Origin of the sequence: Embleya hyalina, from assembly GCF_003967355.1 — a bacterium.
Lineage (GTDB): Bacteria > Actinomycetota > Actinomycetes > Streptomycetales > Streptomycetaceae > Embleya > Embleya hyalina.
In genome coordinates this window covers 98,996-117,637 of the sequence record NZ_BIFH01000023.1, presented here as the reverse complement: position 1 = coordinate 117,637, position 18,642 = coordinate 98,996, and the positions used below count along the sequence as shown (strand labels likewise).

Below are 18,642 nucleotides of genomic sequence, written 5' to 3'. Positions count from 1 at the left end.
CCCACCGGGAACATCCCTACCTCGGTCCTACCGCGTCACGCCTCGTCGGCGGCGTTGTGCGCGCCGGCGTTCGCGGTCGCCTTCGCGGCGGCGGCCTTGGTGGTCTTGCCGTCGGCCGCGGACTTCTTCGCGGCCGTCTTCTTCGCGGCGGTCTTCGTCGCCGTCGCCTTCTTCGCGGGCGCCTTCTTGGCCGCCGTCTTCTTCGCCGTCTTCTTCGCCGGGCCCTTGGCCCGCTTCTCCGCGAGCAGCTCGTAGCCGCGCTCGGGGGTGATCGTGTCGACCGCGTCGCCCGCACGCAGGGTGGCGTTGGTCTCGCCGTCGGTCACGTACGGGCCGAACCGGCCGTCCTTGACCGTGACCGCCTTGCCGCTGACCGGGTCGGTGCCCAACTCCTTGAGCGGCGGCTTGGCCGCGGCCCGACCGCGCGCCTTGGGCTGGGCGTAGATCGCCAGCGCCTCCTCCAGGGTCACCGTGAACAACTGGTCCTCGGTCTCCAGCGAGCGCGAGTCGGTGTCCATCTTGAGGTACGGGCCGTAGCGGCCGTTCTGCGCGGTGATCTCGGTCCCGGTCTCGGGGTGCTTGCCGACCACCCGCGGCAGGGTGAACAGCCGCAGCGCGTCGTCGAGGGTCACCGTGTCCAGCGACATCGACTTGAACAGCGACGCGGTGCGCGGCTTGGGACCGTTCTTCGCGGCGGTCTTCTTGGCGGTCTTCTTCGCCGGCTTGGCGCCGTCCGCGGCCGGGGCGGGCGCGGCGGGGGCCTCGGGCTCGGGCAGCACCTCGGTCACGTACGGGCCGTAGCGCCCGTCCTTGGCCACGATCATGTGGCCGCTGACCGGGTCGATGCCCAGCTCGTGGTCGCCGCTGGGCTTGTCGAGCAGTTCCTCGGCCTTGGCCACGGTCAGCTCGTCCGGCGGCAGGTCGTCGGGGACGTCGGCACGCCGGTCGCCGCGCTCGACGTAGGGGCCGTAGCGGCCCACCCGCAGCACGATGCCCTCGCCGACCGGGAACGAGTTGACCTCGCGGGCGTCGATCGAACTGAGGTCGGTGACCAGGGCCTTGAGGCCGCCGAGGTGGTCCTCGTCGGGCCGGCTCTCGTCGCCGAAGTAGAACCTGCGCAGCCACGGCACGGCCTCGGTCTCGCCGCGCGCGATCCGGTCGAGGTCGTCCTCCATCTTCGCGGTGAAGTCGTAGTCGACCAGTGTGGCGAAGTGGCCCTCCAGCAGCCCGACCACCGCGAACGCCAGGAAGGACGGCACCAGCGCGGTGCCCTTCTTGAACGTGTAGCCGCGGTCGAGGATGGTGCCGACGATCGAGGCGAAGGTCGACGGGCGGCCGATCTCCCGGTCCTCCAGCTCCTTGATCAGCGACGCCTCGGTGTAGCGGGCCGGCGGCTTGGTCGCATGGCCCTCCGGGGTGAGCTGATCGGCGCTCAGCGCGTCGCCCTCGGTGACCATCGGCAACCGGCGCTCGCGGTCGTCCAGCTCCGCGTCCGGGTCGTCGGAGCCCTCGACGTAGGCCTTGAGGAAGCCGTGGAAGGTGATGATCTTGCCGCTCGCGGTGAACTCCGCGTCCCGCCCGGGCAGGTCCGCGCCCTGCGCGACACCGCCGATGCGCACGGTGACCGACTGGCCGATCGCGTCCTTCATCTGCGACGCGACGGTGCGCATCCAGATCAGCTCGTACAACCGGAACTCGTCGCCGGACAGACCGGTCTCGGCCGGGGTGCGGAAGCTCTCGCCCGAGGGACGGATCGCCTCGTGCGCCTCCTGCGCGTTCTTGACCTTGCCGGCGTACACCCGGGGCGCGTCCGGCAGGTACTCGGCGCCGTACAGGTCCCGCACCTGCGCCCGGGCGGCCGTGACGGCCGTGTCGGAGAGCGTGGTGGAGTCGGTACGCATGTACGTGATGTGGCCGTTCTCGTACAACTTCTGCGCGACCTGCATGGTCCGCTTCGCGCCGTAGCCGAGCTTGCGCGAGGCCTCCTGCTGGAGCGTGGTGGTGCGGAACGGCGCGTACGGGGAGCGGCGGTAGGGCTTGCGCTCGACGGCGCGCACCGAGAACGCGGCGGATTCCAGCGCGGCGCTCAGCGCCCGGGCGCCGGCCTCCTCCAACTGGAGCACGCCGGCGTTCTTGAGCTTGCCGTCCGGACCGAAGTCGCGGCCCGAGGCGACCCGCTTGCCGTCGAGCGAGACCAGGCGCGCGTTCATCGTGCTCGGGTCGGTCGGATCGCCGGGGCGACCGGTGCCGAACACGCCGAGCAGGTCCCAGTAGGACGCCGAGGTGAACGCGCGGCGCTCCCGCTCGCGCTCGACCACCAGGCGGGTGGCCACCGACTGCACGCGGCCGGCCGACAGGCGCGGTCCGACCTTCTTCCACAGGACCGGCGAGACCTCGTAGCCGTAGAGGCGGTCCAGGATGCGCCGGGTCTCCTGCGCGTCGACCAGGCGCTGGTTCAGCTCGCGCGGGTTGCTCACCGCAGTGCGGATCGCGTCCTTGGTGATCTCGTGGAACACCATGCGGTGCACCGGCACCTTGGGCCGCAGGACCTCCAGCAGGTGCCAGGCGATGGCCTCGCCCTCGCGGTCCTCGTCGGTCGCGAGGAAGAGTTCGTCGGCGTCCTTGAGGAGCTTCTTGAGCTTGGCGACCTGGGCCTTCTTGTCCGCGTTGACCACGTAGATCGGCTCGAAGTCGGCGTCGACGTCGACACCCAGGCGGGCCCACGGCTTGCCGGCGTACTCGGCCGGCACCTCGGCGGCGCCGTTGGGCAGGTCGCGGATGTGTCCCACGCTCGCCTCGACCACGTAACCGGGGCCGAGATAGCCCTTGATCGTTTTCGCCTTGGCCGGGGACTCGACAATGACGAGTCTCAGGCCGTCGCGCGCGGTCTCGCTGCTCGGGGACACCTTCGCTTCTCTCTCCATCGTCGTCGGCTGCGACCGTGCCCGATCGGGCAGGGCCGTACTGCGGGATTCGTATTCACATTGCGGTCGACCTGTGGCGGAGCGTGACCGGTGGTCGGCCCCGCGTGTCAAACCGGCGCTGCTCGGCTTGCGTCGCGGAGTCGTCCCGGCGCGGCTGTCCGTCCGGACGGTCCCCCCGGATCCGGCGATTACTCCGACGGCCGGGTCCCACGCCCCTCGAACGGTAACGCGCGCATCGCGGTTCCCGCCTCCCGACCCCGTTGGTTCGCGGCCGAGCGTGGTTCGCGGCCGAGTCGGGAGCCGCCGCCTCCATACAACACATTTTCTTGGCAACGGCAAGGAGCATCCGGTGGGGACAACACCTGCGACTGTACAGGCGTGTCGGCCCGGATCACGGTGCACCGGGCCAAGCCGCGCTCAGTCGGCGGTGCGCGACTGCGCCGACGGAGCGTCGCCGGCCTCGGGAAACAGCAGGAATCCGTCGGCCACCAGACCGCGCAGTTCACCGGGCACCGCGTCGCGCAGGGCGACCGGGTCCTCCTCCAGCAACTGGGCGATCGCGTCCACGATGACGCCGGCCGGAAGCCGCCCGTCGCTGGCCCCGGCGAGGGCCGCGCCGACCGTATCCACCCGATCCGCCCGGCACATCCCGCGCCGCTGACGCAGCACCACGCTCTCCGGGTCCTCCGCGCCGGGCGCGCCGGTCTGCTCCTGGACCACGTGGTCCGCGAGCCGGAAGGCGACGTCGAGCAGCCCGTCGTCGTCCGTCCGGGCGAGCCGGTCCTGCCGGTCGAACCAGGCGTGCACCTCCGCGCCGAGCGGTTGTTCGATCGCGTGCGGCCAGTCCTCGATGTGCACCGTCGGCGTGTCGGCGCCCGACGCGCGCAGTGTGATCCAGCCGAAGCCGATCCCCTCCACGCCGTCGCGCTCGAACGCCGCCAGCCACGCGTCGTAACGCTGCGCGTACGCCTCGCCGCGGTGGTCGCCCGAGTCGCGCAACCACAGCTCGGCGTACTGCGCCGGGTCCTGGACGTCGCGCTGGACCACCCACGCGTCGCACCCGGTCGGCGCCAGCCAGGCGGCCAGCCGGTCCCGCCAGTCCTGTCCGCGCAGGTGCTGCCAGTTGGCCAGCAGCTGGCAGTAGCCGCCGTCGGCGAGGTGGCGGGGCGCCTGCGCGACCAGCAGCCGGCACACCTCGTCGCCGGGCAGGCCCGCGTCGCGGTAGGTGTACCGCTCACCCACCGGAGTGATCACGAACGGCGGGTTGGACACGATCAGGTCGAACCGCTCGCCCTCGACCGGCTCGAACAGGCTGCCCTCGGCGAGGCCGACATTGCCCACCCCGGACAGCGCCATGGTCAGCCGGGTCAGGTCGAGCGCCCGCTTGTTCACGTCGGTGGCCAGCACCGACTCGGCGTGGCGCGACGCGTGCAGGGCCTGGACGCCGCACCCGGTGCCCAGGTCGAGCGCGCGGCCCACCGGCTCGCGCACGGTGATCCCGGCGAGCGTGGTGGAGGCGCCGCCGATGCCGAGCACGTGGTCGGCGCGTACCGGACCGTTGACCCCGCCGATGCCCGCGCCGAGGTCCGAGACGACCCACCAGTCGGTGTCCGCCTCGCCGTAGGGCCGGATGTCCACCAGCGGCCGCACCGCGTCACCGTCCCGCGCCAAAAGGCCGCCGGCGAGTGCCTCCTCGAGCGGCAGGGCGCGCCGCACGTGTGCCTCGGGCGCCGAGGTCTGGAGCAGGAACAGCCGGATCAGCACCGCGAGCGGGCTCGCCGCGTCGGCCCGCAGCGCGCGCAGCGCCGGCACGGTCTCACCGCGCGACAGCGCCGCGTACGCCTGCGGGCCGAGCGCGTCGAGGCAGCCGTCGACGGTGTAGCCGGCCGCGATCAGGGCCTCGCGGAGGCGGGCCACCTGTGAGGTGTCGTTCATGGTCACGCGCACCATCCTGCCCGCTGCCGGTCGGCCCGAACGTCAGCCCGTCGCCGGCGGGGCGCTCGTGGTGCCGCTCGGCGGCGGCGACGAGGAGTCCGCGCCGGCACTCGACGGCGGCGGGCCGCTCGGCGCGGTGGATCCGGACGGGGCGGGCGAACTCGGCGCCGTGGACCCCTTCGGCGTGCTGCTCGGGGACGCGCCGGTCGTGGGCGCCGAGGTCGCCGGCGCGGTCGGGATCACGTCGGCCTTGCCCGCCGCGCAACCCGGCACCGACGCGAGCGCCTTGCCCGCCTCGCCGCGGTGCAGCTTGTTCAGCGCGGTGTTCGAGGACGCCCGCAGCGCGTCGATCTCCGGTCCCAGCGAGCGCAGCCCGTCGGCGAACACGTTCTGCTGCTCGGCCGCCAGGCCCTCGATCCGGTGCTGGATCCCGGCCCAGCCCTTGGCCGCGTTGCGCAGTTCGTCGACCACGGACATGCGCAGCGTGGCGCCGTCGGGCACCGCCGGTATGGACGCCTTGTCGATCGCGTCGGCCAGCGCGTTGTCCGCGTCCGCGAGCCGGGACACGTCCACCGCGAGCCGGGTGCGCAGGGTCGTGGGCGACTCGTTGGGGACCACCTTGTCCACGTCGGCAAGCGCCGCCCGGGCCTCGTCGATCCGCGCCGTGACCTCCGTCGCGCAGACCTTGGCGGCCCACGCCTTCAGGTCGGCCTGCTTCTTCTTGTCCTCGTCGCTCTTGCCGTCGCCGCCGCCGCACGCGGTCAGGGCCGACGCCAGGACCAGCGCGGAGACCACCAGGAACTTCCTCGACACGCTTCCACCTTCGTTCGGACTTCCCTCGGAGCCGGACGCAGACTCGCACAGCGTGAAGGTGTCCGGTCAAACCGCGGGCCCGAACGCGGCACGGGCGCGGTCCCGGTTTCTCCGGTTCCGCGCCCGTACGTACCTCGGATCGTCGGGGATCAGGCCGCCGCCTTGGTCGGCTGCTCCTCGCGGTCCTGATCGCCGTCGCCGACGACCACCGACTTGCGTTTGCTGTACCAGACCGCGCCCACGATCACCACGACCGAGAAGGCCGCCGCGAGGGCCCGCAGGGCGCCGTTCTCGTCCGCGCCGATGCTCAGTTTGACCACCGCCGGGGCGATCAGCAGGGACACCAGGTTCATCACCTTGAGCAGCGGGTTGATCGCCGGTCCGGCGGTGTCCTTGAACGGGTCGCCGACCGTGTCGCCGATGATGGTGGCCTCGTGCGCGGCCGAGCCCTTGCCGCCGTAGTCGCCGTCCTCGACCATCTTCTTGGCGTTGTCCCAGGCCCCGCCGGAGTTGGCCAGGAAGACCGCCATCAGGGTGCCGGTGCCGATCGCCCCGGCGAGGAACGCGGCCAGCGGGCCGATGCCCAGGGTGAAGCCGACCGCGATCGGAGCCATCACCGCGAGCAGTCCGGGCGTGGCCAACTCGCGCAGCGAGTCGCGGGTGCAGATGTCCACCACCCGGCCGTACTCGGGCAACTCGCTGCCGTCCATGATCCCGGGTCGGGTGCGGAACTGGTTGCGCACCTCGAAGACCACCGCGCCCGCCGCGCGCGAGACCGCGTTGATCGCCAGGCCGCTGAACAGGAACACCACGGCCGCGCCGAGGATCAGCCCGACCAGGTTGTTCGGCTGGGTGATGTCGGTGGCGAACGAGAGCGAGGTGAGCTTGGACGCCGCGTCCAGTCCGCCCGCCTCGTCCACGGCGGTGCGCACCGCGTCCCGGTAGGACCCGTACAGCGCGGTCGCCGCGAGCACGGCGGTCGCGATGGCGATGCCCTTGGTGATCGCCTTGGTGGTGTTGCCGACCGCGTCGAGCTCGGTGAGCACCCGCGCGCCCTCGCCCTCGACGTCGCCGGACATCTCCGCGATGCCCTGCGCGTTGTCGGAGACCGGCCCGAAGGTGTCCATGGCCACGATCACCCCGACCGTGGTCAACAGACCGGTGCCCGCCAGCGCGACGGCGAACAGCGCGAGCATGACGATGCCGGCGCCGAGCAGATACGCGCCGAGCACCGCGACCGAGATCAGCACCGCCGCGTACACCGCCGACTCCAGACCGAGCGCGATGCCGGAGAGGATCACCGTCGCCGGACCGGTCAGCGAGGTCTTGGTGACGTCGCGCACCGGTCGCCTGCTGGTCTCGGTGAAGTAGCCGGTCAGCTGCTGGATGACCGCGGCGAGCACGATCCCGATCAGCACCGCCACCAGCGCGAACACGCGCGGGTCGGCGTCGTGCGCCAGGATCTCCTGGTCGGTCAGCCCGTCCAGGTCCGAGAACTTGCTCGGCAGGTACAGGAACGCGGCGCCCGCGACCAGGACGAGCGAGATGACCGCCGAGACGAAGAAGCCCCGGTTGATCGCGCTCATCCCGCTGCGGTCGCCCGCGCGGGGGGCGACCGTGTAGATGCCCACCACCGCGGTCAGCACCCCGATCGCGGGCACGATCAGCGGGAAGACCAGGCCCGCGTCGCCGAACGCCGCCTTGCCCAGGATCAGCGCGGCGACCAGGGTGACCGCGTACGACTCGAACAGGTCGGCGGCCATGCCCGCGCAGTCGCCCACGTTGTCCCCGACGTTGTCGGCGATCGTCGCGGCGTTGCGCGGGTCGTCCTCGGGGATGCCCTGCTCGACCTTGCCGACCAGGTCGGCGCCGACGTCGGCGGCCTTGGTGAAGATGCCGCCGCCGACACGCATGAACATCGCGAGCAGCGCGGCGCCGAAGCCGAAGCCCTCCAGCACCTTGGGAGCGTTCTCCCGGTACAGGATCACCACGAGCGCGGCGCCGAACAGGCCCAGACCGACGGTGAACATGCCGGCGACCCCGCCGGTGCGGAAGGCGATCCGCATCGCGGTGTCCCGGCTGCCGGCGCCGGCTCGGGCGGCCGCGGCCACGCGCACGTTGCTGCGCACCGCGAGCCACATGCCGACGTACCCGGTGACCGCCGAGAAGACCGCGCCCACCAGGAAGAACAGCGAGCGGCCGATCCGCTGGTTCCAGTCGTCGGCCGGCAACAGCATGAGCAGGAAGAAGACACCCGCCGCGAACACGGCCAGGGTGCGGAACTGCCGGGTGAGGTAGGCCGCCGCGCCTTCCTGGATCGCGACGGCGATCCGGCGCATCGAATCGGTGCCCTCGTCGGCGCCGAGCACTTGACGCACGAGTCCGGCGGCGACGCCCAGGGCACCGAGGGCGATCACCGCGACGATCACGACATAGGTGATATTGCCGCCGGACACGGACACGTCCGAGGCGAGTTGGAGTTCGGAGGGGTGGATCCCGGACATTCGTCCTCCTTGGCTAGGAGCACTTTCAGATCGGGACTTCTCAATGCGAAAGGAGTGTATGCAAATGATCAAGATCAGACCATGGGAATCGCCATGATCGGATCAAATTACCGATGAAATCCGGGCGCGATTCCCAAAATCGGCGTATCGATCCGGAATCAGGTTTTACGACCCGGAAATCGGGATACACGGGAACGCCGAAAATCGCCCCCGGGTGTCCCGGAGGCGATGCGGTGGAGCGTGATGGCGTGGTGGAGCGGGGTGGGGCCGGACGGACCCCGGGTCAGCCCACGGTCTCGGCGGACTTGGCGCCGGAGGGCCACGACATGCGGATCACGCCGCCCTCGGCGCCGGCCCGCACGTCGAGATCGTCGACGAGGCCGAGAATCACGGCCAGACCCATCTCGTTCTCGATCAGGTCGAGGCCGGAGCCGTTCGCGGACAGGTCGGGCACCAGCCCGGCCCCCTCCGCGACGCCCGCCTCGGTCAACGCCGGCTGCGGCACGCCGTCGTTGACCTCGATACAGAAGCGGCCGTTGCCGTCGTCCAGGGTGACCGTGACCGGGCGGTCGTCGTCCGCCCGGCTCCGGTGCATCCCGACGGCTCGGGAACACGCCTCGCCGACGGCGAGGCGCACCTCGTCGAGCACCGTCTCAGCAACCCCCGCTCGCCGCGCCACGGCGGCGGCGACGAGCCGCGCCGTGCGGACGTGTTCGGGCAGCGCGCTGAAGCGCAGCTCGACGATGGCCATGGTTCGTTCCCCCAGCCGTGCGTGCACCCGCCCGGATCCGCGCGGGTGCGATGTGCGTCCGGTCAGGACGTACGGTCGGTCAGTCGGACGCCTCGATGGCCGTGGCCACCGACGGATGAATCGGGAAGACCTTGGTCAGGCCGGTGATGCGGAAGATCTTCAGGATGCGCTCCTGAGTGCACACCAACTGCAACGACCCTTCGTGGGCACGCACCCGCTTCAGGCCGCCCACCAGCACACCGAGCCCGGTCGAGTCCAGGAAGTCGACTGCTTCCATGTCGACGATCAGGTGGAACTGGCCTTCGTTGACGAGTTCCACCAGTTGCTCGCGCAGCTTGGGTGCGGTGTATACATCGATCTCGCCGCCCACCTCGACGATCGTACGACCGCCCTCGGTTCGGGTCGACAGGGACAAGTCCACGGATCCTCCAGCACCTTGCTCTTGAGCGGTCGCCCCCCATGGATCGGCAGCCGCCAAGGCATTCAACCACTTATGGGCACTAGGGGACGATGAATCCCGCGACATTGGATGTAACACTGGTGCCCGATGCAGCCCAGTACACGCCCCCCGGAAGGTCTTCTCGGCCGCCTTATGGCGGGTCGGGATCGACCCGAACGAGTGACGCACGTCCGGCGCATACCCGCTCGCGAAGGCATCACCTCGGCCTGGCCCGACTGGGTTCGGCCGGAGGTGGGCGACGCGTTTCGCGGCGCGGGTATCGAACTGCCTTGGGAACATCAGGCCCGCGCCGCCTCTGTTGCGGCATCGGGCCGCTCGGTCGTGATCGCCACCGGCACCGCCTCGGGCAAGTCCCTCGCCTATCTGTTGCCGGTTCTCACGACCCTGGTCGAGGGCGCGGGCGCGCCCAGCGGGCGCGGTGCGACCGCACTCTACCTCTCTCCGACGAAGGCGCTGGCCTCGGATCAGGCGCGCGCCGTCGAGGAGTTGCGCGCCGCGCACCCCGCGCTCGGGTGTGTCCGCACCGCCACGTACGACGGTGACACCCCGGTCGAGATCCGCCAATGGGTGCGCGCGCACGCGTCGTACGTCCTGACGAATCCCGACATGGCGCACCGCGCGCTGCTGCCCGGACACCGCTCGTGGGGCGCGTTCCTGCGCACGCTGCGCTACGTGGTGATCGACGAATGCCACACCTATCGCGGCGTTTTCGGCTCCCATGTGGCCCAGTTGATCCGTCGGTTGCGTCGGGTGTGTCGCCGGTACGGATCGGACCCGGTGTTCATCCTGGCGTCGGCCACGGTGTCCGATCCGGCCGTCGCGGCCGAGCGGCTGATCGGCGCGCCGGTGGTCGCGGTGACCGAGGACGCCTCGCCGCACGGCGAACTGGTGTTCGCCCTCTGGGAGCCGCCGCTGACCGGCCACGAGGGTGAACACGGTGCGCCCGTACGGCGTACCGCGACGGCCGAGACCGCCGATCTGCTCACCGACCTGGTGCTCGACGGGGTGCGTACGGTGGCGTTCGTGCGCTCGCGGCGTGGCGCGGAGGTGGTCCGGGTGATCGCCCGGGACCACCTGGCCCGGGTGGACGAGGGGTTGGCCGACCGGGTGGCCACCTATCGCGCGGGCTATCTGCCCCAGGAGCGGCGGGCGATCGAGCGGGCGCTGCACGACGGCAGCCTGCTGGGGGTGGCCGCGACCACCGCGCTCGAGTTGGGCGTGGACATCTCCGGGCTGGACGCGGTGCTGATCGCGGGCTATCCCGGCACCCGGGCCTCGCTGTGGCAGCAGGCCGGACGCGCGGGACGGGCCGGGCGGGAGGCGCTGGCCGTGCTGGTGGCGCGGGACGATCCGCTGGACACGTTTCTGGTGCATCATCCCGAGGCGCTGTTCGATCGGCCGGTCGAGGCGACGGTGCTCGATCCGGACAACCCGTACGTGCTGGCCCCGCACCTGTGCGCGGCCGCGGCCGAGTTCGCGCTGACCGACGAGGACCTGGAGCTGTTCGGACCGGTTGCCGCCGAGTTGTTGCCGGGTCTGGAACGGCGCGGGCTGCTGCGCAGGCGGTCCACCGGCTGGTACTGGACCAGCCGGGAGCGGGCCACCGACCTGACCGACATCCGCGGCGCGGGCGGGCCGGCGGTGCGGGTGGTGGAGCAGGACACCGGCCGCATCCTGGGCACGGTCGACGCGCCCGCCGCGCACTCGGCGGTGCACCCCGGGGCGGTACACCTGCACCAGGGCGACACCTACCTGGTCCGCGAGCTCGACCTCGGCGAGGGTGTGGCGCTGGTGCGGCCGGCGAATCCGGACTGGACCACCAGCGCGCGCGAGGTCACCGAGATCCGGATCCTGGAGACGGTGCGCAGCCGGGAGTGGGGCGCGGCCCGCCTGCACTTCGGCTCGGTCGAGGTCACCGGCCGGGTGGTCTCCTTCCAGCGCAAGCGGATCGCCACCGGCGAGGTGCTGGGCGAGCACAAGCTGGACCTGCCCGAGCGCAGCCTGCGCACGCGGGCCGTGTGGTGGACGGTGACGCCCGAACAGGTCGCCGAGGCGGGCATCGACCCGACCGACCTGCCCGGCGCCGCACACGCCGCCGAGCACGCCTCGATCGGCCTGCTGCCGCTGTTCGCCACCTGCGACCGCTGGGACATCGGCGGGGTGTCCACCTCGCTGCACCCGGACACCCGCCTGCCGACCGTGTTCGTCTACGACGGCCACCCGGGCGGCGCCGGCTTCGCGGAACGCGCATACGTCACCGCCGACACCTGGCTGACCGCGACCAGGGAGGCCATCGCCTCCTGCGAATGCGACCACGGCTGCCCGAGCTGCATCCAGTCCCCCAAATGCGGCAACGGCAACCAGCCCCTGAACAAGCCGGCAGCAATCGCCCTGCTGGACGCACTCCTCCAGGAAGCACGAAAGCCGGCCGAGCAGCAGGACTGAACCACCGAGCCCGAAACCTGAGCCGGGGCCGGGCCGAGGCCGGCCAAGGCCGTGAGCCGAGTAGCGGGGATGGACGGCCGAGGCCGGGCGGGGCCGGGGCGGGCGGGGCCAGGGCGTGAGCCGAGGCCCGAGGTCGGGGCGGTGAGCTGGAGCCCATGACCGGGAGCCGCAGAGCGAGGCCAAGGTTGGGTGCGGGGCCGTGACCGGTGGGCGGCCCTCCGAACCGCAACCCGCGACAGGCTCGCAGCCCGTGCCCCTGCCCCGACCACCGCACCCCGGGACCGACCAGCCAACCAAGAGCCGGGACCGGCGGACCGAGCCCGAGGCCGGACCTGGGGCCGAGGCCGGGCCTGTGAACCGCGACCCGAGACCCGCCGGCCAAGAACCGGGGCCGGGTGGTGTGGCCGGGGCCGGAGGCGGGGGCGGGGGCGGAGCGGGCCCGTGAACCGCAACCCGAGACCCGCCCGCCGGCCAAGAACCGGGACCGGCGGACCGAGCCCGAGGCCGGACCTGGGGCCGAAGCCGGGCCTGTGAACCGCGACCCGAGACCCGCCGGCCAAGAACCGGGGCCGGGTGGCGTGGCCAGGGCCGGAGGCGGGGGCAGAGCGGGCCCTGTGAACCGCAACCCGGGATCCGCCCGCCGGCCGAGAACCGGGACCGGCGGACCGGGCCCGAGGCCGGGCCTGGAGCCGAAGCCGGGTCTGTGAACCGCAACCCGAGACCCGCCCGCCGGCCAAGAGCCGGGGCCGGGTGGCGTGGCCAGGGCCGGAGGCGGGGGCAGAGCGGGCCCTGTGAACCGCAACCCGAGATCCGCCCGCCGGCCGAGAGCCGGGACCGGTGGACCGGGCCGGAGGCCGGGACCGTGAACCGCAATCCGAGACCCGCACGCCGGCCAAGAGCCGGGGGTGGTGGACCCAGGTCGGGGGCCGCAGTTGTGAATCGCGGCCCGGGGACGGCGTGACGGTCGGGGCGGGTGGACTGGGGTTCGGGGGTTGTGGGCCGGGGGTGTGGGCCGAGAGGTGGAGTGGGGGTCGGGCTCTATCGGGTGGTGGCCGCCGGCTTGGAGCCGGCGGCGGGTCGGCGGAGGCTTTCGGGTGGGCGGAGTCCGGTGTGGTTGGGCCGGACGGGGTTGCCCGGGTTGGTGGCCGGGGTGGGGTCTACGGGGGGCGGGGGTCGGGTGGCAGGTCGGGGGTCGCCGGGCCGGCTCGGGCGGTGGCCCGGGCCGTGCCCGTCGGGGCGGGCGCCGATACCCGGACCTCGGCGAAGCCGTCGGTGAGGTGGCAGCTCGTCAGGTCCACGTGCTGGGCTCGGGCCACTCGGCGGGCCAGGGCACAGGCCTCGTCGGGGCCGGATCCGGCGGCGAATCGGGCCGCCGCGGCCAGCGCGGCCAGGTCGGCGGCGGCGCCCGCGCGGTGGCGGGCCGCGACCGCTCCGGCGAAGGCGAAGACGAACGCCGCCGCGCACATCGGGATCAACGCGAACGCGAGCACCCACAGGGTGGCCGAGCCATCCTGACCCGAGCGGCCTCCCCTCACGGCGGCGCCTCCGCCTCGACGGCCGCCACCGCCGTATGTTCCACGTGGAACGTGACCCCGGCCCAGGCCGCACCCGGCACGCCGACCTCGGCGGACACCCGGAAGCGCACCAGACCGTCCCCACCGGACACCCCCGTCCGCGCACCGACCGGCCCCGCGGCGGAGGCCCGCGCCACCGCGACCTCGGTCGGCTCGCCCCGCGCCAGCGCCCGCGCCCCCGCCTGCGCCGCGTCCACACAGCGGATCTGCGCTGCGGCGGCCCCGATCCCGGCCGTCAGCACGGCGGTCAACACCACCAGTACCGGCAACACCACGGCGGTCTCCGCGGTCACGAATCCGTCCGCCCCACGAAGCCCCCGCACCGCCGCGCGGCCCGCACCCGCACCCGCCTCGTCACGGGCCTCAGAACGAGACATCGAGCGCCTTGGTGATCACCTTGGTGAGCGCCGCAGCGACTCCCGGACTCGTCACGATCTTGAACAACACCGCGCCGAACGCCACCGCGGCGACCGTGCCGACCGCGTATTCCGCGGTGGTCATCCCGGTGTCGACACGCAACCACGACCACACTCGACGTGCGCTCGGAATCGAGATGCGCATGAGTCTCCCCCTCATCGATACAAAACCGCATGAAACATTCATGAACATGTGCATTCCGCACCCGACCCCGCCGACTCACCTCGACCTCAGCAGCGCCGTGCCCAGCCCGATCACGATCGGGACCACCCCGACCAGCAGGAAAGCAGGCAGGAAGCACAACCCGAGCGGGACCGTGGCGCGCACCCCCACCCGGCGGGCGGCCGAGGTCGCGGCCCGGCGCTGCTCGGCCCGTTGCTCGTCGGCCATCCCGGCGACCAGGACCGCCGCCGGCACGCCACCGGTCGCCGCCCGGGCCAACACCCGCCCCAGGGGCGCAAGCACGGGATCGTCGGTCAGCCCGAGCCAGCACCGCCCGGGGTCGCCGCCGAGCCGCAACGAGGCCACGATCGGCCGCAGTCGGCCCGCCAGCGGCCCGCCGACCGCGTGCGCCACCGCCTCGGCCGCGTCCGCCGGCGTGCTGCCCGCCACCAGGCACGCCGCGAACAGGTCGGCCGCGGGCGGCAGATCGGCCCGCAGCCGATCCCGCAGAGCCCGCCCCGACCGCGACTCCAGGCCGGTCAGCCGTCGATCCAAAACGACCGCCACCACGAGCCCGGCCGCACCCCCGAGCCAGCCGCCGAACAGCGCGAACACCGCCACCCCGCCGAGCCCCGCCGCAGCCCGCCGACCGAGCGCCGGATCCCGCCCCCTCGCCGACCGTGGGCGGAGCTCCGGGCCCCGCCCCCGCACCGCACCGGCCGCGGCGCCCGCCGCCGCGACGACCGTCACCAGCACCGCCGCCGCGCTCATCCCGGCACCGGCCCGGCTCGGGCAACCAGGCGATCGGTCCACTCCAGACCGACCGCCACCAGGGTCAGCCCCGCGCACAGACACCCGATCCCGGCCGGCGTACGCAACAGCACCTCCACCGGCCGAGCCCCCAGCGCGCCGCCCAGGAACAGACCGAACACCGGCAGCCCGGCCAGGACCTGCGCGGTCGAGCGGGCCCCGGCGAGTTCGGCGATCACCTCCTCGTGCGCGTCCTCCTCGGCCCGCAGACCCGCCGCGATCCGCTCCAGGGCCGGCGCGAACCCGGCGCCGCGCCCGGTCGCGATCCGCCAGCAGGCGGCGATCCGACGCAGCCCGGCCGCCCCGGGCACGGCCGCCGCGCGATCCAGCGCGTCCGGCACGTCGCCACCCACCCGGGCGGTCCCGATCGCCTCGCCCACCACCGCGGCGATCGGTCCGTCCACCGCGTGCGCCGCGGCGGCCAACGCCTGTGCCGGCGTGCGCCCGGCCCGCGACTCCCCCGCCAGCGCCGCACACAGCCGCACCACGCCGCGACGCACCGCTCCGGCATCCCGCTCCGCCCGGACCCGATCCCGCCGCCGCCGCACCACCCAGGCTCCCGGCAAAGCCACGAGCACAGGCACCACCGACCCCGACACCAAGGCCGCCAAGCCCCCGGCGGCCAACACCGCCGCGACCACCCGGCGCCGCCGAACCACCCCCACCCAGGCCGACCGCCCACCCCACCCGCCGCCCGAAACCCCCAACACCCCGGGCAACCGCCCAGGCCCCACCCGAGCCATCGACCACCAAACCAGCCCACCAACCCCAAACGCCCCCACCATCACCGAAATCACCCACACCACCCCCACCCAACCGCCACAACCACCCGGGAACCCGCCGCCCACCCGAGCCTCCGAGAACGCGCACCGCGGAAACCCGGAAGCCCCCACCCGAATCCGGCCCGTCCGGCGCGTGAGGACAACCACCGCAGGCACCCGAGAACCGCCACCCGAACCCGCGAGCACAACCCCACCCGGCCCGTCCGGCGCGTGATGTCAACCACCGCAAGCTCCCGCGAACCGCCACCCGAACCGGCCGGCACAACCCGACCCGGCCCATCCGTCGCTCGAGGACACCCGAGCCGAGCCGACCCGCCGGCCCCCGACGCCGTCGTCATCCGCGCCACCACCCGGCCAGCAGCGCGGCCAACCTGCCGTGGCCCGGGCCCGGCCGACAGCCACCGGCACGTTCGAAGCTCACCGCCGGGACCGGTCGCACCCAGCCCGCCGTGTCCCGTTCCAGGACATGGACCTCGGCCGCCCGCCGCAACCCGTCGCGCTCGCGCACCACATGCACGACCAGATCGAGCGCGGCCGCCACCTGGCTGTGCACCGCGCCCCGGCCGAGCCCGGCCAGCGCCCCCAACGCCTCCAACCGCGCAGGCACATCGGCCGCCGAGTTCGCGTGCACCGTGCCGCAACCGCCCTCGTGCCCGGTGTTCAGGGCCGCGAGCAACTCCACCACCTCGGCGCCCCGCACCTCGCCGACCACGAGCCGGTCCGGCCGCATCCGCAGGGCCTGGCGGACCAGGTCGCGCAGGGTGACCTCGCCCGCGCCCTCGACATTGGCCGGCCGCGACTCCAGCCGCACCACATGCGGGTGACGCGGCGTCAATTCGGCCGAATCCTCGGCGAGCAGCAACCGTTCGGCCGGATGCGCACAACCCAGCAGCGCCCCCAACAGCGTGGTCTTGCCCGAACCCGTGCCGCCCGAGACCAGGAACGCGGCCCGCGCCGAGACCACCGCACACAGCAGTTCGGCCGCGGCCGGCGACAACGAGCCGGCCCGCACCAGGTCGGCCACCCCGAGCGAGGTACGCCGAGGCACCCGCAACGACAGGCACGTACCCCGCACCGCGACCGGCCGCAACACCGCGTGCAGCCGCACACCGTCGGCGAGCGTGGCGTCCACATACGGCGAGGCGTCGTCCAACCGCCGCCCGACCCCGCTCGCCAACCGCTGGGCCAACCGCCGCACCGCCGCGTCGTCGGCGAAGGTCACCGCCGTGCGCTGCGGACCCGCGCCCCGATCGATCCACACCTCGTCGGGCGCGTTGACCAGCACGTCGGTCACCTCCGGGTCGCGCAGCAGCACGTCCAACGGCCCGGCCCCGGCAATCTCCGACCGCAGCGCCCGGACCAGGTCCGGCAACGCCGCCTCGCCGAGCACCCGCCCCTCGGCCCGCAACGCCGCGGCCACCGCCGCGGGCGTCGGCTCGTGCCCCCCGGCGGCCAACCGCGCCCGCACCGCCTCGACCAACGCCGGATCCGGCGGCGGAGCGATCACCGGACCGGCCGACACGACCGGCACCGCGACCGGCACCGCGACGGGTCGCGGCTGCGGCGCGGAGAAGACCCCGGTGCCCCCGACCGGCGGCGCCGGCACCGGCCACGGCGGCGGCTGCGGCACCCGGTCCGACCGCACGCCCCTCGACGGCAGCGGCGGCGCACCAGGCGGCGGGAACGGCGGCATCGGTGGCACCTCGCGCGCGCTCACGCCGCCTCCCGCGCCACGCCGGCCGGATTGCCCGCGAGGTAGTCCCGACAGAACCGGGCCAACGGCCCCCGCGTGCGCAGCCCCGGCGGATCACCCCGTTCGGTGGCCGCCGCCAACCCCGCCTCCGGCCGCAACTCCCCCGCGAGCGCCAGCCCCAGGCCCCGCGCGACCGCCTCGGAGGTCAGCCCCGACGAACTCGGCTGCCGCACCACCGCCCGCAGATCGCGCACCATCGACCCCACCCGGCCCGCCACCTGCGCCGCCGCGGCCAGCGCCCGCACCTCGGCCGGCACCACCAACAGCCCCGTATCGCACAGCCGCAGCGCCTCCGCCGCGACCGGGTCGGTATGCCGGGGCACGTCGAGCACCGCCACGTCGTGGCGCCTGCGCACCGCCCGCACCACCGAGCGGACCGTCTCCGGCGGGATCGCGGGCGGCCGGTCCCGGTCCCAGGACAACACGGTCAACCCGTGCAGGTGCGGCAGCGCATCGGAGAGTGCGCCTCCGTCGATCCGCCCGCGCGCGCTCGCCAGATCGGACCAGCGCAGCCCGCTCTCGTCCTCGCCGCCGAGCAGCACGTCGAGGCCGCCGCCCAGCGGGTCCACGTCCACCAGCGCGGTGGCCAGTCCGGTCCGCACCGCCGCCACCCCGAGCGCACAGGCCAGCGTGCTGGCCCCGCTGCCGCCGCACCCACCGAGCACCGCGATGGTGTGCGCGTCGGGCCCGGTGCCCTCGGCGACATCGCCCAACCGATCGACGATCCAGTGCTCCGCGTCGGGCAGGAACACCACGTGATCCGCGCCGACGTCCACCGCCCGCCGCCACACGTCGCCGTCGTCCAGGTCGTCGCCGATCAGCACCACGTCCTCGCGACGCGGCAGCCCGCACCGGGCCAACCCCGGGGTCACGTCGTCGCCGACGATCACCAGCGGCGCCCCCGGCCAGGCGGCCCGCGCCGCGCCCGCGTCCGGTTGCACCTCGGGCTCGATCCCGGCCACCGCGCACAGCCGCAGGAGTTCGTCGAGCAGGGCCGGATCGCCGGTCACCAGGAGCGGACGAGCCGGCCGAGGTGGGGAAAGCGCTGCCACGGAACCTCCAGGGGTCGGGGAGGTCCGGCCGAACCGGCCCTCCCGGGAACTGACCCCAACCGTCGCGGCAATCGCGCGTTCCGCCGAGCGGGTGGTTCCCACCTGTGGACAAGCCCGCGACTGTGGATTACGGATTCACTCGCGCGAGGTACAAACCGGGCCGTTCCGACGCCGCCACTGCCCCGACCTCCACCCCCGAACGCAAGGCCCACACCCCCGCGGGCCCTCGCTCCCCACCCACCTCCGCGACCCCGCTCACC

The 18,642-nt window shown here is 73.5% G+C and carries 14 protein-coding genes; 1 reads left to right on the top strand and 13 read right to left on the bottom strand.

Going from position 1 to position 18,642, the window contains the following annotated elements:
• Positions 1 to 35: 35 nt before the first annotated feature.
• The 6 genes from topA to EMA17_RS24115 form a co-directional block, all read right to left on the bottom strand.
• The gene (gene topA / locus EMA17_RS24140) at positions 36 to 2,906 is read right to left on the bottom strand and encodes a type I DNA topoisomerase (protein ID WP_126639202.1); all 2,871 of its coding nucleotides are present in this window, start codon (positions 2,904 to 2,906) and stop codon (positions 36 to 38) included.
• Positions 2,907 to 3,341: 435 nt separating this feature from the next.
• On the bottom strand, positions 3,342 to 4,874 hold the full coding sequence (locus EMA17_RS24135; RefSeq protein WP_126639201.1) for a DUF7059 domain-containing protein: 1,533 nt from the start codon (positions 4,872 to 4,874) through the stop codon (positions 3,342 to 3,344).
• A 27-nt stretch (positions 4,875 to 4,901) separates the two neighbouring features.
• Positions 4,902 to 5,672 carry a hypothetical protein gene (locus tag EMA17_RS24130; RefSeq protein ID WP_126639200.1) on the bottom strand — a complete coding sequence of 257 codons (771 nt, stop codon included), beginning with the start codon at positions 5,670 to 5,672 and terminating at the stop codon, positions 4,902 to 4,904.
• A 149-nt stretch (positions 5,673 to 5,821) separates the two neighbouring features.
• Complete coding sequence (locus EMA17_RS24125; protein ID WP_126639199.1) at positions 5,822 to 8,176, bottom strand: sodium-translocating pyrophosphatase; 2,355 nt, start codon at positions 8,174 to 8,176, stop codon at positions 5,822 to 5,824.
• Between the two features lie 283 nt (positions 8,177 to 8,459).
• Positions 8,460 to 8,927, bottom strand: coding sequence for an ATP-binding protein (locus EMA17_RS24120; protein ID WP_126639198.1), 468 nt, complete (start codon positions 8,925 to 8,927; stop codon positions 8,460 to 8,462).
• A gap of 79 nt (positions 8,928 to 9,006) precedes the next feature.
• Positions 9,007 to 9,348, bottom strand: coding sequence for an STAS domain-containing protein (locus EMA17_RS24115; RefSeq protein ID WP_078976516.1), 342 nt, complete (start codon positions 9,346 to 9,348; stop codon positions 9,007 to 9,009).
• 198 nt (positions 9,349 to 9,546) lie between these two features.
• On the opposite strand from EMA17_RS24115, the gene EMA17_RS24110 reads away from it, so the two are divergent.
• Positions 9,547 to 11,832, top strand: coding sequence for a DEAD/DEAH box helicase (locus EMA17_RS24110; protein WP_371863037.1), 2,286 nt, complete (start codon positions 9,547 to 9,549; stop codon positions 11,830 to 11,832).
• A gap of 1,157 nt (positions 11,833 to 12,989) precedes the next feature.
• Here EMA17_RS24110 and EMA17_RS24105 read toward each other — a convergent pair.
• The 7 genes from EMA17_RS24105 to ssd all read right to left on the bottom strand — a co-directional run bounded on the left by EMA17_RS24105 (position 12,990) and on the right by ssd (position 18,382).
• The gene (locus tag EMA17_RS24105) at positions 12,990 to 13,367 is read right to left on the bottom strand and encodes an Rv3654c family TadE-like protein (RefSeq protein WP_246126860.1); all 378 of its coding nucleotides are present in this window, start codon (positions 13,365 to 13,367) and stop codon (positions 12,990 to 12,992) included.
• Positions 13,364 to 13,699 (bottom strand): TadE family type IV pilus minor pilin, encoded by a 336-nt coding sequence (locus tag EMA17_RS55415; protein ID WP_170222222.1) that lies wholly within the window; start codon positions 13,697 to 13,699, stop codon positions 13,364 to 13,366. Before EMA17_RS55415 ends, EMA17_RS24105 begins: the two co-directional genes overlap by 4 nt.
• A gap of 70 nt (positions 13,700 to 13,769) precedes the next feature.
• Complete coding sequence (locus tag EMA17_RS24095; protein WP_246126859.1) at positions 13,770 to 13,967, bottom strand: DUF4244 domain-containing protein; 198 nt, start codon at positions 13,965 to 13,967, stop codon at positions 13,770 to 13,772.
• Between the two features lie 75 nt (positions 13,968 to 14,042).
• Positions 14,043 to 14,756: a type II secretion system F family protein gene (locus EMA17_RS24090; protein ID WP_126639196.1), complete on the bottom strand. Its 714-nt coding sequence runs from the start codon at positions 14,754 to 14,756 to the stop codon at positions 14,043 to 14,045.
• Positions 14,753 to 15,367, bottom strand: coding sequence for a type II secretion system F family protein (locus EMA17_RS24085; protein WP_160161532.1), 615 nt, complete (start codon positions 15,365 to 15,367; stop codon positions 14,753 to 14,755). The genes EMA17_RS24090 and EMA17_RS24085 overlap by 4 nt, the downstream gene beginning before the upstream one ends.
• 544 nt (positions 15,368 to 15,911) lie before the next feature.
• Positions 15,912 to 17,294, bottom strand: a complete 1,383-nt coding sequence (locus EMA17_RS24080; RefSeq protein ID WP_246126858.1) for a TadA family conjugal transfer-associated ATPase — start codon at positions 17,292 to 17,294, stop codon at positions 15,912 to 15,914.
• A complete protein-coding gene (gene ssd / locus EMA17_RS24075; protein WP_170222227.1) occupies positions 17,291 to 18,382 on the bottom strand; it encodes a septum site-determining protein Ssd in 1,092 nt (363 codons plus the stop codon). The genes EMA17_RS24080 and ssd overlap by 4 nt, the downstream gene beginning before the upstream one ends.
• Positions 18,383 to 18,642 lie beyond the last annotated feature (260 nt).